This window comes from Candidatus Poribacteria bacterium, assembly GCA_009839745.1.
Taxonomy (GTDB): domain Bacteria; phylum Poribacteria; class WGA-4E; order WGA-4E; family WGA-3G; genus WGA-3G.
The window spans coordinates 21,776-35,450 of sequence record VXPE01000042.1 but is presented as its reverse complement, the minus strand read 5'-3'; the positions used below and the strand labels follow the sequence as shown (position 1 = coordinate 35,450).

Sequence of the window (13,675 nt, the reverse complement as noted above, 5' to 3'; positions counted from 1 at the left end):
TGTGAAACACGCTATTGCAGTTCTTCTTCAGTGAGTTGAAAATCAAAAACTGCTTCCCCTTCTTCCGTTCCTTCAATTTCTTCTTCCGTCAACTGAAAATCGAAAACCGCTTCCCCTTCCTCGACTTCCACTGTCTCTGTATCTGGTCTGCTGACTTCTTGAACTTCCTCTGTGGGTTGTGGTGCCTCTTGGGTTGTGGTGGCCTCTGTTGTTTCAAGTTTTGGAGAACTCGCACCCAGCACCGTTAACCCTACAATTCCGACAACACAGACAGTCGTGACCGTCAGTGCCACGGGGCGTTTCCAGAGGACGGCGCGTTCGCTTTTGTCTAAGAACGGGAGGAATAGCAGGAGCACCATACCAACCGTCGGGATTACAAACGTCCCCACAATTTCGAGAGGACCTTGGAAATACTTTAGCAGTTGAAACAGGAATAGGAAATACCATTCGGGTCGCGGATCATAACTGGCATTCGTTGGGTCGGCGACATCTTCAAGCGGCACAGACATGAACAACGCAGCGGCCGCCAAAGCAACAAAGAGGATGAGCATACCAACAACATCTTCAAAGACCTGATCCGGATAGAACGGTTTACCCATCTTTATCTCTTCTGGGGTGTTCTCTGGGGTACCCGAGGAACCGTAGTAGCGGACGAAGAAGAGGTGCACACCGACCAAGCCGAAAGCCAACCACGGCAACCAGATTGTATGGAGGGCGTAAAATCGAGACAGTGTCACCGCACCTATCTCAGTTCCCCCGCGCAAGACCTTCGCAACAAAATCGCCTAAGATGGGGGCAGTGCTGGCGATTTCGACACCGACAACCGTCGCCCAATACGCTTTCTCATCCCACGGAAGAAGGTAACCCGTGAATCCGAAGCCGAGGACGACTAACAGCAGGAGAACCCCGACGATCCATGTAAGTTCACGTGGGGATTTGTATGAACTATAAAGCACAACACGGAGCAGGTGCAGAAAGACGATGATAACCATCGCACTTGCACCCCAATGGTGTAACCCACGCACGAATGACCCGAACGGCACCTCTTCGCTGATATACGTTACCGCATTATGGGCATGCTCCGGTGAAGGCGAATAATATAATGCCAGAAACGCACCCGTCGCTGCCTGAAGCAGCAGCAGGAACATTGCCAAACTGCCCAGTGAGAAAAGCAGATTGATGTGTTTCGGCAAAGGTTTGCGTAGATGTGCGGAGAACTCCGCTAACGGGAGACGTTCGTTGAGAAATTGCATTTTTAACGATTAGTTTCTGGGACTGTTTCCTCTGTTGTCGGAAATCGGGTTTTCGGTAAATTCATAACCAAAAAAAGAGTGTTTAACAATTGTAGATCGGGGTTGACAACGGAAACCCCGACCAGACATAATAGTTAAAAATCCTTTACGTATAAAATGCCGGCTTCGACCTTCGTTTGGAGTTTCTGCAAGGGACGCGGCGGGGGGCCGGCAACAACAATTCCGTTTTTATCGAACACCGCACCGTGACACGGACAGAGGAAGGATTCCTTCTGCTCATCCCATCGGACAAGGCAGCCGAGGTGTGAACAGATGCGTGAGAAGACATGCCACTCTCCGTTACCTACGTCAGTTACGTAGACAGAACGTTTTTTCGTTGCTTTGACCCAGCCGTCTTTTGCAGTGAAGGTATAGTCCACCTTTTTAAAACGGCTGTTTTTGAGTCGGGCGGCGAGACCCAGATCGACCCATTTCGATTCCCCTTTCTTGAAGGCAGGTGAAATCGCAAAGCCGATAAGCGGGATACCCGCCGCGAGGCTTATTATGCCGCCAATGAATGCTGTTGCAATTTCAAAAAATGAACGTCTCCCCTTTTTCTCCATCCATTTTCTCCTTTACGGCTTTTTCCACGTTTGCCCTTCAAAGGGTTTGCGCAAATCATATCGTCCTTCTTCTAAGACCGGCAGCGTGCCGTCGTTAACCATAAGCTCAAGCGGCAGTTCCTTGGTTTCCATCGGGATCTGGACGACGTTCTTGATCCGTAAAGATTCATAGATAGCCATCATGATTTCAAGCGTGTAGCGTGCTTGAACGCCACTGCCGCGATGGTCAGGGATTTCACCTTCGATCCACTCGATGAATTCATCGTACTGATTTTTTGTTTGTGGGGGGGGTGTAATGGTTTGCCAGCCCTGCGCGTCCCCATTTTGGAGCAGAAGTGTGCCGTCAGGTCCGTTACGGATTTGTCCCTCTGTTCCAGCGATTCTGGGATGGGAGACTGACGGTTCCGGCAGATCGCCTTCGTAGATACCGCGTGCCCCGCCTTCAAAGCAGACTAAACCCATACAGAGGTCCTCACAAATCGTGCGGCGTTCCCACCGATCGGTCGTCCGAGAGGTCTGCCCAATGACCCAGAGTGTTTCAGGATCGGACAGCATGAAACGCCAACCATCGATTGCGTGTGTGCCTGTGTTCAACAATCCTGCGTGCCTTTTCGCACTGTGGTGGACGGTTGTTGGTTCACCAATCGCCCCTGCGGCGACGAGCCTGCGAGTCTCTATATTTGCCGGCGCATATCTACCTTGGTGGCCGATGATAAGCTTGACATCGTTCTCTTCACAGGCAGCGATCATAGCGTCGGCTTGTCCGAGTGAGGCTGCCATCGGTTTCTCACCGATAATGCCTTTTACGCCTGCTTTCGCCGCTGCAACCGTGGCTTCTGCCCGCGGTCCCTGCCAGGTTGTGATACTGGCGATGTCCAAGTCCTCTTTTGCCAACATTTCATCAACGTTTGTATAGATAGCCGGAACATCGTATTCATCCGAGACGCGTTGCGCCGCTTCTTCATAGATGTCCATGGCTGCGACAACTTGTGCTTTCGGATGTGCGGTCCATGCTCTGGAATGAGATCTACCCATTCCACCGCAGCCAATGATTCCAACGCGATATGTCTGATTTGCCATCTGTTGAATCTCCTTATCTTGGCGTAGTTTGTAAGCCAACTGTTTGAGATCGTGTTGAACTATTCTATCACTCCCTTGCTCTTTTTGTCAAATCGTTTCCCTTGACAAACCTTCAAAAACATTGCAAACTATTATACGCAAAGACACTTTAGGCATCAAATCCACCTGACCGAACCGCAAGGAAAACTTAAAAAAGGAACAATTAAAAATGGCAGATTATGAAGATAAAGGTTCGCAGATTCGAGTGACGAACCTTGAGGCTTTCCCGATGGGTGTGAAAGCCTACGTCAAGATTGAAACGAACATGGGTGTTACGGGATGGGGCGAGATCAACAATATGGAGACAACCGTTACCTGTGCGTTAGCGCGTTCGTTGTCCGAGTTGATTATCGGGGAAAACCCGACGCGCATTGAGCATCACTGGCAACGCTTGTTTCGCGCACACCGCAACATCCGGGGCGGCGGTTTGATGGTGCATACCATCTCCGCCATTGATATGGCACTGTGGGATATAGCCGGGAAACTCTGGGGCGTACCCGTCTATCGCTTGCTCGGGGGTCCCTGTCGCGATAAGATTTGGAAGTATCCGAGTCCGAAAGCGATTAAGACGGGGCCCGGCGGCTCTAAGCCGTTTGCTGGCAGCCCCGATGAGATCGCCGATCTCGTCCAACGCGTGCGGGATGCCCGAGAGAAAGTCGGTTCCGATGGCGCAGTGATGTTTGACGCACATAGTTGTCTGCCCCCGCCGATTGTCAAACAATTCGCGAGTTATCTCCAGCCGGACGACCTCCTTTTTTTAGAGGAGGCATGGGTTCCGGGGAATATTGAAGTGATGCGCAAAATCCGGGAATCCGTTCCTGTGCCGCTCGCTACAGGAGAGCGCGACCGCACAATATGGGAGGTCCGCGAAATCCTTGAAGCACAAGTGATTGACATCCTTCAGCCCGATGTTGGACACGGCGGCGGTATTACGCAAGTTAAGAAAGTTGCAGCACTCGCCGAGGCACATCACGTGCCAATCGCGCCACACTGCACGATGTCCTACCTCGGTCTCACTGCGAGTCTTCATTTATCCGCTGCTGTGCCGTTTTTCCTCATCCATGAGGGGTATGAGAACGTCCTTCCAGACGGCGTTGCCCACAAAACCTGGGAGATGGACGAAGAGGGCTACGTTTCACTTCCAGAAGGACCCGGCTTAGGGGTTACCGTTGATGAGGCAAAAGTGATTGAGGTCGGACAGGAAGCAGGCAGACGTTTCACGTGGCCCGATAGTAGGCTACCAGATGGCTCCATCGCGGATTATTAGGAACTTAAATATTCTTCCCCTGCTGGCGAGGTCTCCCAACCTCGCCCCATTAGATAGTGTCAAATTTTTCATTTTATGCACCAAACCGACGCAAAAGTGCAGTCTTTAAGAATACTATAGTTTGGACAATTTCGGTCGGGTTCATGCTTTGATTTTTCTGAAAGTTTCTGAAACACACCCAACTCACAGGAAAATAAACCCCGATGCACCCAACGGCAGCCCCAGCGGGGCGGAATGTGTATAGAAACCCCAACCCCCCAAGACCTAAGCCCCAGCGGGGCGATATGTGTATTCTTATAGTGGATCCTAAAAATAAATAGACATGTTCCGTTCCCCGGTAGGCGAGGTTTCTAACCTCGCCGGTGTGAAGTGTCCAATTAATTCTAAGCTTTACTATAAAAAAATTGTCCAAAGTTTAGTAAGAATAGGAACCCGAAGTCTCATAAAAAAAACGGAAAGGCACATAAAAATTGCTCGATTTTCCAAAAATGTTGCACGCCCTCTATTTCTTTGAAGAGGCGGGCGCGTCGTATGCAGCAGACCTTGAGAAAGCGCGTGTCGTCGAACTCTCTGCTGCGATGGCGGACATCCTAAAACTCGCGGAAACGCAGACGCATACTGAAATTGTCAGAACACTCCGCGCCTCTTATGCAGAGGAAGCTATCCTTGAGGCGTTTGAGAGACTCACAGAACTCGAGAAAGAGGGCTTGCTGTTCAATTTCAGTGCCGATGATGAGGAGACGCTGTCAGTTTTACCGATATTCTTCCAAGCGTTGGATCTCGTCTGTTTCCCTGCGATGCCGGGTACCCCGTTGTCGATTGTCTTAGAGGCGATGGCGTATGGTGCACCGTATGTTGCAATGACGAAGTATGGGATGCCTGCGGAAGTTGCGGATGCCGGTGCTGTTGTGGAGTCGGACTGGGATCATTCCGGTAATTTCCAGGTCCCTATGGCGACGTTATCTGAAACGATACACACGTTGTTGAAACCTTGCGTTGCTCGCGTCCAATGCGAAGACGTTGCAAAGGGTTTGGCTCAAAAATTCACTTGGGAAAAAGTAGCACAAGAAATCGTTCAGTGCTTTGAAGAGGGGCATCAGCAAAGCGCGAATGCCTTTAGAAGAGAAAGAAATGTGTCTCCGCTGGTTTTCTGCCGTCGGTATGATCCGGGGTCTGGAACCACCGAGTCCAGTGCGTACCGAGCGGGGAGCAATAGATACGACTGCCTTGAAACCGCCTTAGCAGAGATATTAGCGGAACAGCATACACCTGCTGAAATCGAGGCAGTTTTCAGACATTTCCAAGGGGAAGGCTTACTTCCGTAGCGAATGAATTCGTCTTGGAAATGGGTTTCCCAACTGGGGGTGGGAAGTCAATCTTGCGGGAAGAGAAGCACCGGCAGAAAGGAGAACAACCGATATGAAAAAGAATCTGCGCGGTAAAATCCGCGAGTTTGTCCACTCCGAGGAAGGCAAGGTGGGAGTCAAATCTCCACTGACGCTCGGTGCGGTGGTGGGTAGTGTGCTACTGGCACAAGCTATCATTGGTGCACCACGGGCTGAAGCGTGGATGTGCGTCAATAATCATGATTGTGAAAATGGGAACTGCAGTCATGGCACTTGTGTCTAAAGCGATTTCCTTGCTACAGAGGGGATGGCGGCTTTTGTCGCCTCCCTCTATAGGTGAGCAGGCACGTTCCTTCTGAGGAGACGGAAGTGTCTGCTACCTCAAAATAGGAGGAATGTATTGTGAAATTTACAGCAATGGGTGTTCTTTTCAGCCTGATCCTTATGTGTTCAAGCAGTTATCGCAGCTGGGCACAAGCACCCGAAACCCCAAAAATCGCGTTTAGCTCATTTCGTGAGGGCAATCGGGACATCTACCTGATGAATCCGGATGGGACGCAGCAGGAAAAAATAACCAACCACCGCGCCAGAGATAATATGTCTGCCTGGTCCCCAACAGGCGAACAGATTCTTTTTTCATCAGACCGGAACAAGCAACCGTTACATTGGGATATCTATCTAATGGATGCCGATGGTGGCAATGTGCGAGCCGTATTTGCAAGGTCAGCAGATAGATCTCAACCGATGTGGTCACCTGACGGGAAACAGTTTGCTTATAGACGGCGAGAGCCGAGCGGGAGTTTTATTTATATCGCTACGATTGATGGTAAACACGAGGAAAAAGTGGCAATTGGAAGTTGCCCGACTTGGTCCCCGGATGGCACGGAGATTGCCTTTGTCAGTGGTCGGCCCGATCAGAGCCACATCAGTATACTAAGCCTTGACACGCGAAAACAAAAAGTAATCTTTCCACCGAAGGCACGCCCTTCATGGATATCAGGACATGTGGTTTGGTCTCCAAAGGGTGATAAACTCGCTTTTGCCTGGCTTCATCGGGTGCCGCTGGCGGATTTTGCTGACACACAAACCATCTACATCATCAATCGCGATGGCACCGGTCTTGTGCAGCTTGTTGACGAAGCGGGGCCTCAGGCAGCCGACCCGGTTTGGTCGCCACAGGGGGATGCCCTGCTTTATATTCACGGAGACGACCAAGTTTTTAAAATTGGGATAGACGATAAGCAGGTAGAACAACTGACTCATATTGGACAGAATTATCTCGGAGATTGGTTTGACCCAGCTTATGCATTGCCGGTTGCACCACAACCTCAGTTACTGACTACGATGTGGGGCAAATTGAAATGAGAGTGGGATTCATAGGAAAAATACTTAGGACTTACGCAGTAAGTTAGAGTTGTGTTATACTGTTGCATTATATGGGTCTGGGTAAGTTTGACGCGGGTCGCACGCGCAGCCCGTCAAACGGTTTATCAACTCAAAGAAAGTTTACTTGATGATTATATCCGACAACAACTTCAAAAACCTGCTATTTTTATCAATATTGCGTAAGTCCTATATATGTATAATTTGAAGGTCACCCCCTGCAACCCATTGTTAAGAACCCCTTTGTCGCTGATCGTTGACGATTCGTGTCCGGTGGTCAATCTTACCTACTACTGGATACACCAACGGCACGCGTGGAAAGCACGACATCAGCCGAATATCCCTCCAGAACGTTGGGAAGGCAACGCCACGCAACTGAAAAGTATCCCCCCCACAATCCCCTCAGATTTCGCGTGGGAGTGGGCAGAATGGTGTTGGGAAAATGGTGTGAAGGGAAAATTTAGCCTGATTCCCTACCCGGCAGGTGTCGGACGCGTCGACGAAGGGTTTCCAGACTTTCCAACACACGAATATCAGGCGTGGCTGCGCATCTATAGGGAACTGATTTGGCCGAGTTTCGACCTGACACCGGAGATGCTCACACATACCGCTGTCGTTGATCTGGACACATTCAGCCTCACCGAAGAATGGGAACAGGTCGAATGGGTCGATCCGCCCGTTGATAATAGACTCACGGACTACATCATCACAGCGATGGAAATGCTTGATAATGTCGGTATTCCGTGTGAGGGTGTGACGAGTCCCGGTGCGTTTGGAAAACGTCAGGAAGCGGCGTATGCAGAAGCCGTGCTAACCGCTTCTCAACATGTCAATAACAACCCGCGTCCGTTCTATTTCCTCTGGCTCAAGCATGATGAACTGCCGGATGTGCCCATCTATTATCCTGAGAAAGAGGCAGGAATTGCGATTGCCAGTATTGTCTCGTGTGCGGGGGACTGGTTCGGTGGCTGGACAGGCTACGATTTGGGGGATGCCGATCGGTTCATTACAGAAGATTTACAGGGGGGTCGCTTGCCACCGATTCTCGAAAAGGAACTTCCGTGTGTCCTCGTTGGGCATTGGCCCGGATTCTATTTCAACGGTGAAAAATGTGGGTTTGATATACTAAAAACCGTCAAGGCACGGCTCGACGCTTATGACCCAGATGGCACGAAAACGCTCTGGATGAAAAATTCGGAGATTGGGCACTACTATATGGCACGTGAACTTACCGATATTGAAGTCTTAGAACGAGATTCTTCTTGCCCCCCTGATAAGGGGGGTAGGGGGGTTAAGCTCTCCACCCAATTCCCAACAGCAAATTTTACGCTGGCTCTTGATACACCGATCCGTCATGTTCAGGTTAACGGGTGGGATCTCCGCGAAGTCCGTTCCCGACGCGATTTTCAGAGGGATACGTTTCTCGTTGAAGGAAAACAGACCTTCGTTGCGTTCGATTTGGAGGTTGGTGACACAATTCTTTCGGTTAAGGAATAAGGATTCTGCCACCACTCGCAATGACCGTCGAACCTGTCATATAACTCGATTCCTCGCTCAAGAGGAACGCTATTACATCTGCCATCTCTTCCGGTTCACCGAGCCTGCCGAGGGGTGTCGTAGACCGAAGGTGTTCCACCATCTCTGCTGAGACTTCCCCTAACATATCTGTCGCGATTGCCCCGGGTGCGACTGAATTGATACGGATGTTGTGCGGTGCAAGCGGTCCACAGCACGATTTCGTCAAGGCAATGACGCCGGCTTTCGCTGCTGCATAAGGCAATTGGTTCGGACGGACTGCCAACGCAGCGATTGAGGACACGTTGACGATGCGCCCAAACTGCCTCTCAATCATCCCGGGTTTGACTGCCCATAACACGTTGAAGGGACCTGTCAGATTAATCGCAATAATCCTGTCCCAATGTTCAGGCGCGAGTTCGTCAAACGCCACATCACCGACCTCTCCGGCATTGTTTACCAATAGTTCGATTGTCCCGAGTTCTTCCGCCACCCTCGTGACCATTCTGTTTACGGCATCTCTATCAGCAATATCGGCTTGAACAGGTATTGCTGTTTGTCCCAAGTTGCGAATCTGCTCACAGACGGCTTCGGCTTTTTCAACGGCGCGAGAATAGTGGACGGCGACAGTCGCTCCTTCACTGGCGAGTTTAAGTGCGGTTGCTTGTCCTATCCCACGGCTCGCGCCGGTTACCAATGCAACCCTTCCCTTGTATCTCATCAGCGTTAATGAACCTCCCTACTATACGGTTTTGATCTGGAAATAGATTGAAGCTCTCTTTTTTATTTTTTTCCTTCTACAAATATAGCACAAATTAGACGGTGTAGCAACAGCATAATTGGAACTACACCACAATAAAAAATCGCTTGATTTTTGATAAAACAGAGATTTTCTGCAAAAAGAGTGAGTTTTTTCAGCACCGTGACCTTTTCTGTCTTTTTCAAGGGCTTGTTGTATGAATGCAGACAGAAAACCTCACAAATCTTTCGGATGCAATATTGCTGACGCGGATTCAGAACGGAGATAATGACGCACTTGGGGTTCTCATAAAGAAATATGAGCGGCTCCTCAGGACCATCATCCATTATGAAATCCACAATGTCGAGGAAGAATCGGATATCTATCAAGAGACCGTCCTCGCGATTGTGCGACGCGTCCGCCGACAAGCAGATGATATAGTATCCGTGGAACAGTGGGTGAAACAGATAGCGCGTAGTAAATGCAAAGCGTTCCTTGCGGATGCCAAAAAACGCGGACTCATCAGGGAAGCTGCTGACGAACGCTACATGGGTGTCTCTGAACAGGAAGTGAGCAAACGTGTTCGTCAGTATCACTTGGATGAACGTGTCTATGAAATTCGGGAGATAGTTGAGGGGTTGGGCTCCATTTACATAGAAGTCTTTGAGTTGTGGGAGCGGGGGCTGACGGAGGCTGGATCAGCAGCCATGCTAAAGATCTCGCCAAACACCGTGAAGTCTCGACGGAACAAGATACGAAAAGTAGTGCGTGAGCGTCTCGGTGTGCCACTTACGCTCAAAAAAGCAAAGTGAGCCTGCAATTCAATGGTGTGCAGGGGGATTTTTTCTTGACGATTTTTATCTGTTTGAATAAAATCGCTATTTGTAAGCATTGGCAGCCTCTCAGAGTTTTGAGGTGCGCCGAGGGGGATTCCAGCACCCATCGACGCTGCACTGCCATAGATAGAGTATGGACAGCACTAACCTAATTGTAGCATAGAATAGGTTATCTTTTCTGGGTCTTTTAGGTTAGCACTTTATACAACAAGAGGATTGCCAGAGAATACAACAATAAGGAGATAAAAATGTTCAAGATGAAAAGACTTTGGCACCCCCTTGCATGGAGCCAGAATATGATCACTCCGTTAGAAATTCTAACGGTATTGATATTCGTTCACATGGTATACTTTCATTTTTTGCCGATTTACCCGCCCGCCGGTTGGACGCAAACGTGCGAATGGTTTTTTTCGGGTGCTATCGCGGGAAGTATCGGAATCATCTGGATTACGAGAGCTATTTGTGTGGGTAGCGGGGTCGCAGCGACCGTAACGACCCTGGGTGGTGTCATCATCACATTTGGGGGGGCAGCCATGATAGGGGTCGCTGTGGCTTATGCGATCGAGGAAATCCGTAAAGGTTCCGAATATCTGATGTGAATCCGAACCGTTGGCAACAAAGCCGCTTTTTTCTATACCCAACAGGTGTAATTGTCTTTTTCTGAGCCGAAAAGACACATTTTTTTACGTCCAGAGAATGCGTGTTGTGTCTTTTTCTGCGAAAATCAAGGAGAGGTTGTTCTATTATGTCTTTGTTTGAATCTAAGTTTTTTTGGTGCTGTGTCCTCGTTTGTATCGGAATCGCAGGATTCTTGGGAGTCAATACTTACAAGTCACAGGCACGACGAGTGCCTGTGAAGGTTTACAAGACAACCCACCCCCCGCCGGTGGTGAAATCTTCAGAGAAAACACAGGTGCATCAGGGGGGTGTGGATCAAACGCAACCGTCTGTAGAGACAGTCGATTCTGTTGAAACGCAACCGTCTACAGAGACAGTCGATTCTGTTGAAACGCAACTCGGATCGGTGGAAATGTTTAAAGCAGAGGTGCCTACGTCCACCCCAACCGAGGAGATTACCACTCAGCCTCCTGAAACTATTGAGCCAACCGAGGATCCATACCTTGCTAATTTTTCGGCAGAAAATTTCGGACGAGAGATGCAAGAGGCGTACAACATGATTATGAATCAGTATCCGCTCCTATCTTTGCCAGAATCCGAGATTTTAAAACTGATAGAGACGGAGACAGGTGCTCGGGAATTGAAACGGCAAGCCGATGGTTTGCAAGCGGACATGATTCGTGCTGCTAACAAGTATATTCCCAAGTTGAGCGACGCAGAAAAACAGCAAGTTTTGGAGGGGTCGCGACGGCTGCTTTCACAATATATGACTCATGATCAAATTGAGGAGCATCTCTCTCAATTTAATTGGTAATATTCAACATTCGCTATGTTTCAAAGACTTCATTGCGGAAACGTAAAACTTTACGCCTTGTGCTAATTGTTTTTCCCGTATTTGAGAGGAACAGCGTTTTGTTTTTCTGTGAATGTATCCATCCTTATGTTATCCTATAAGTTCAACAACAACAAAAGGAAACACAAGGATGGACTTAGAGTATACTTTACAAGACGCTGTTCTGCAACTGAAAAATACCCCACGGACGCTCTTAGATGTTGCGGTTGTGGTTCAGAAGATCATGAAAACGCTTTATGATGCCACTTTCCCAATGCTGAAAATCGTAGACCCGGTCGGAACCCGGTGTCTCCGGACAGCGACATCATCGCCATCGGGTGGCTGCTTGAATACATCGGTGCGGACAGCGAACATTCGGGATATAAGCGTTTGAAAGTTGCGTTGAAAACGGTTTTCCCCTCTTTACCCGAACGCTCTCGCTTCAATCGCCGGCGACGCACCCTCTCAGGAGCGAGTGAAGTGTTGCGTCGGGCATTGGTGGCCTTCTTACCCCAGACGGAGGTGTTTCTCGTGGATTCTTTTCCGATACCGATTTGCGACTTCAAACGCGCCAAGTCCTCAAAGTCTGACCTGAAATGGGAGACCGACGCTTCAGGAACGCTTGCGACTTATGGACACTGGGTTCTCCACGAAAAGTCTCGGAACGTTTTTGGGGTTTCGCGGACACCTGATCACGACGGGGACAGGCGTGCCTGTTGATTTTGCGATTGCCGCAGCGGATATAGATGACCGAGAGGTGGTCCCTTGGCTTTCTCAAAGGGGAAGGTATCCGATCCTTCTTGGAGACAAAGGGTATATTTCGGAGCCCCTCCAAGACGAACTATTGGAAACCGAAAACACTTGTTTACTCGCGACGCTGCGAAGCAATCAGAAGTATCAATATCCCGAGACTTTCAGGAAACTCCAAGTCCGGGTGCGCAGACGCATTGAGACGACGATCGGTCAACTCACCGAACAGTTCGGTGTTTCTCGGGTGCGGGCGCGGACGCAGTGGGGACTTCAAACCCGAATGAGTCATAAGTTCGGTGCTGCTCTGCTCGGTGCGTTCTTGAATCAGTGTCTCGGACGTCCTTTGATGAAACTCAGAGACCTCGTTCTCGCATAACCAAAAATCTATGAAATTCTAATTAGCACAAGGCGTAAAACTTTATGAAAGGAAAAGAAAATGAATTCAATCACACAAAGGACCCCAGTCCAAAATGTGTTAGTCCTGAATGGTTCTGTTTTATCAATGCTCTCAATGTTGCTAGGTAGTGTTTACATTGTGGCTCCGGATCCAGTCATGGCAAGGCTTCCATAGTTCTGCAATATCCATTTGATCTATAGACGTAAATTCTGATAGGCACTGACTTCCGGACGATTTTTATGATGGAATGTAAACACAACGTAACAACTATAGCACAAAACAGAGGGTATGGCAAGAAATACAGTAATTTTCTGCCGCACCGTGACCTTTTCTGTCTTTTTCATCAGGTAGTGATGAATCATCAGGTAGTTGCTCAGGCAATAGTTGGAGCGGTGGTTATAACCCCAGTGATTCGTACGTTCATTAAGTCCATAACCCCGTTATTCAGGCGGATATGCCCATATCCGCCCTTTTTTCAGGTGAGTGAGGTGAGTTCGGATGAAAAATAAGAAGTGGTTTCTGTATATATTGGGGTTCCTTGCGGGTACATGCATTTATACTGCATACCGGCTGGGTGCTCCCGCGACCGTTTTTCTCTGGGGGACTGCCATCGCTGTGGTTATACTCCTTGTCGTTAATCATATATTCCGTTTGTATCCATCCCGACACAAACCTGCCCGTGAGGCTTATGTCCAATACCAGGAACGTCAACAGGACAAGAAAATAGAGAAGCAGCAAAGAAAAACATGAAGACCCATTTGCAAAACATTGGGGATATCTTCGCAGAACCCAGGGCAAGGTATCGCTCTTACGAGCATTCATTGTAACTGTATGTCTTTGAGTTATAAATGTCATGATCGCGCTGTTTTTCTTGGTAGCATCTGCGACCTAACTTTACAAAAATACCGGTGCAATGAGAGTGATCTCTGATCAGATAGAAGATTAGGTTTTCCCAATCAGCAGCCTACGTCTCTCCCATTTTTGTGCGATGAAGTTCTTGCCAACAAAATCTAGTTGG

At 49.0% G+C, this 13,675-nt stretch carries 15 protein-coding genes; 11 read left to right on the top strand and 4 right to left on the bottom strand.

What is annotated here, in order from left to right; translation table 11 throughout:
* Nucleotides 1–11: 11 nt before the first annotated feature.
* From F4X88_07070 to F4X88_07060, 3 genes are all read right to left on the bottom strand, one after another.
* Nucleotides 12–1,253 (bottom strand): cytochrome bc complex cytochrome b subunit, encoded by a 1,242-nt coding sequence (locus F4X88_07070; GenBank protein MYA56037.1) that lies wholly within the window; start codon nucleotides 1,251–1,253, stop codon nucleotides 12–14.
* Nucleotides 1,254–1,387: 134 nt separating this feature from the next.
* A complete protein-coding gene (locus F4X88_07065; GenBank protein MYA56036.1) occupies nucleotides 1,388–1,855 on the bottom strand; it encodes a ubiquinol-cytochrome c reductase iron-sulfur subunit in 468 nt (155 codons plus the stop codon).
* Between the two features lie 12 nt (nucleotides 1,856–1,867).
* Nucleotides 1,868–2,935, bottom strand: coding sequence for a Gfo/Idh/MocA family oxidoreductase (locus F4X88_07060; GenBank protein MYA56035.1), 1,068 nt, complete (start codon nucleotides 2,933–2,935; stop codon nucleotides 1,868–1,870).
* Between the two features lie 208 nt (nucleotides 2,936–3,143).
* Here F4X88_07060 and F4X88_07055 point away from each other — a divergent pair, with 208 nt between their 5' ends.
* The 5 genes from F4X88_07055 (at nucleotide 3,144) to F4X88_07035 (ending at nucleotide 8,467) form a co-directional block, all read left to right on the top strand.
* Nucleotides 3,144–4,241, top strand: a complete 1,098-nt coding sequence (locus tag F4X88_07055) for a mandelate racemase/muconate lactonizing enzyme family protein (GenBank protein ID MYA56034.1) — start codon at nucleotides 3,144–3,146, stop codon at nucleotides 4,239–4,241.
* 470 nt (nucleotides 4,242–4,711) lie between these two features.
* Nucleotides 4,712–5,566 carry a hypothetical protein gene (locus tag F4X88_07050; GenBank protein MYA56033.1) on the top strand — a complete coding sequence of 285 codons (855 nt, stop codon included), beginning with the start codon at nucleotides 4,712–4,714 and terminating at the stop codon, nucleotides 5,564–5,566.
* Nucleotides 5,567–5,660: 94 nt separating this feature from the next.
* The gene (locus tag F4X88_07045; protein ID MYA56032.1) at nucleotides 5,661–5,870 is read left to right on the top strand and encodes a hypothetical protein; all 210 of its coding nucleotides are present in this window, start codon (nucleotides 5,661–5,663) and stop codon (nucleotides 5,868–5,870) included.
* Between the two features lie 119 nt (nucleotides 5,871–5,989).
* Nucleotides 5,990–6,952: a hypothetical protein gene (locus F4X88_07040; GenBank protein ID MYA56031.1), complete on the top strand. Its 963-nt coding sequence runs from the start codon at nucleotides 5,990–5,992 to the stop codon at nucleotides 6,950–6,952.
* A gap of 246 nt (nucleotides 6,953–7,198) precedes the next feature.
* Nucleotides 7,199–8,467 carry a hypothetical protein gene (locus F4X88_07035; protein ID MYA56030.1) on the top strand — a complete coding sequence of 423 codons (1,269 nt, stop codon included), beginning with the start codon at nucleotides 7,199–7,201 and terminating at the stop codon, nucleotides 8,465–8,467.
* Here F4X88_07035 and F4X88_07030 read toward each other — a convergent pair.
* A complete protein-coding gene (locus tag F4X88_07030; protein MYA56029.1) occupies nucleotides 8,457–9,206 on the bottom strand; it encodes an SDR family oxidoreductase in 750 nt (249 codons plus the stop codon). The two genes, F4X88_07035 and F4X88_07030, sit on opposite strands and share 11 nt — an antisense overlap.
* A 239-nt stretch (nucleotides 9,207–9,445) precedes the next feature.
* Between F4X88_07030 and F4X88_07025 the strand changes: the two genes are divergently transcribed.
* The 6 genes from F4X88_07025 (at nucleotide 9,446) to F4X88_07000 (ending at nucleotide 13,407) form a co-directional block, all read left to right on the top strand.
* Nucleotides 9,446–10,036 carry a sigma-70 family RNA polymerase sigma factor gene (locus F4X88_07025; GenBank protein ID MYA56028.1) on the top strand — a complete coding sequence of 197 codons (591 nt, stop codon included), beginning with the start codon at nucleotides 9,446–9,448 and terminating at the stop codon, nucleotides 10,034–10,036.
* Nucleotides 10,037–10,308: 272 nt separating this feature from the next.
* A complete protein-coding gene (locus F4X88_07020) occupies nucleotides 10,309–10,659 on the top strand; it encodes a hypothetical protein (GenBank protein MYA56027.1) in 351 nt (116 codons plus the stop codon).
* A 146-nt stretch (nucleotides 10,660–10,805) separates the two neighbouring features.
* The gene (locus F4X88_07015) at nucleotides 10,806–11,492 is read left to right on the top strand and encodes a hypothetical protein (protein ID MYA56026.1); all 687 of its coding nucleotides are present in this window, start codon (nucleotides 10,806–10,808) and stop codon (nucleotides 11,490–11,492) included.
* 169 nt (nucleotides 11,493–11,661) lie between these two features.
* Nucleotides 11,662–11,904 (top strand): hypothetical protein, encoded by a 243-nt coding sequence (locus F4X88_07010; protein ID MYA56025.1) that lies wholly within the window; start codon nucleotides 11,662–11,664, stop codon nucleotides 11,902–11,904.
* A gap of 237 nt (nucleotides 11,905–12,141) precedes the next feature.
* Nucleotides 12,142–12,636 carry a transposase gene (locus F4X88_07005; protein ID MYA56024.1) on the top strand — a complete coding sequence of 165 codons (495 nt, stop codon included), beginning with the start codon at nucleotides 12,142–12,144 and terminating at the stop codon, nucleotides 12,634–12,636.
* Nucleotides 12,637–13,155: 519 nt separating this feature from the next.
* Entirely contained in the window at nucleotides 13,156–13,407 is a 252-nt protein-coding gene (locus F4X88_07000) for a hypothetical protein (GenBank protein ID MYA56023.1), read from the top strand.
* Nucleotides 13,408–13,675 lie beyond the last annotated feature (268 nt).

What these genes read in the sequence shown, in the direction of transcription:
- F4X88_07070 (MYA56037.1), bottom strand. Translation starts at nt 1,253, where the DNA reads ATGCAATTTCTCAACGAACGTCTCCCGTTAGCGGAGTTCTCCGCACAT.
- F4X88_07020 (MYA56027.1), top strand. Translation starts at nt 10,309, where the DNA reads ATGTTCAAGATGAAAAGACTTTGGCACCCCCTTGCATGGAGCCAGAAT.
- F4X88_07010 (MYA56025.1), top strand. Translation starts at nt 11,662, where the DNA reads ATGGACTTAGAGTATACTTTACAAGACGCTGTTCTGCAACTGAAAAAT.
- F4X88_07000 (MYA56023.1), top strand. Translation starts at nt 13,156, where the DNA reads ATGAAAAATAAGAAGTGGTTTCTGTATATATTGGGGTTCCTTGCGGGT.
- F4X88_07045 (MYA56032.1), top strand. Translation starts at nt 5,661, where the DNA reads ATGAAAAAGAATCTGCGCGGTAAAATCCGCGAGTTTGTCCACTCCGAG.
- F4X88_07060 (MYA56035.1), bottom strand. Translation starts at nt 2,935, where the DNA reads ATGGCAAATCAGACATATCGCGTTGGAATCATTGGCTGCGGTGGAATG.
- F4X88_07055 (MYA56034.1), top strand. Translation starts at nt 3,144, where the DNA reads ATGGCAGATTATGAAGATAAAGGTTCGCAGATTCGAGTGACGAACCTT.
- F4X88_07025 (MYA56028.1), top strand. Translation starts at nt 9,446, where the DNA reads ATGCAGACAGAAAACCTCACAAATCTTTCGGATGCAATATTGCTGACG.
- F4X88_07005 (MYA56024.1), top strand. Translation starts at nt 12,142, where the DNA reads ATGGACACTGGGTTCTCCACGAAAAGTCTCGGAACGTTTTTGGGGTTT.
- F4X88_07065 (MYA56036.1), bottom strand. Translation starts at nt 1,855, where the DNA reads ATGGAGAAAAAGGGGAGACGTTCATTTTTTGAAATTGCAACAGCATTC.
- F4X88_07015 (MYA56026.1), top strand. Translation starts at nt 10,806, where the DNA reads ATGTCTTTGTTTGAATCTAAGTTTTTTTGGTGCTGTGTCCTCGTTTGT.
- F4X88_07030 (MYA56029.1), bottom strand. Translation starts at nt 9,206, where the DNA reads ATGAGATACAAGGGAAGGGTTGCATTGGTAACCGGCGCGAGCCGTGGG.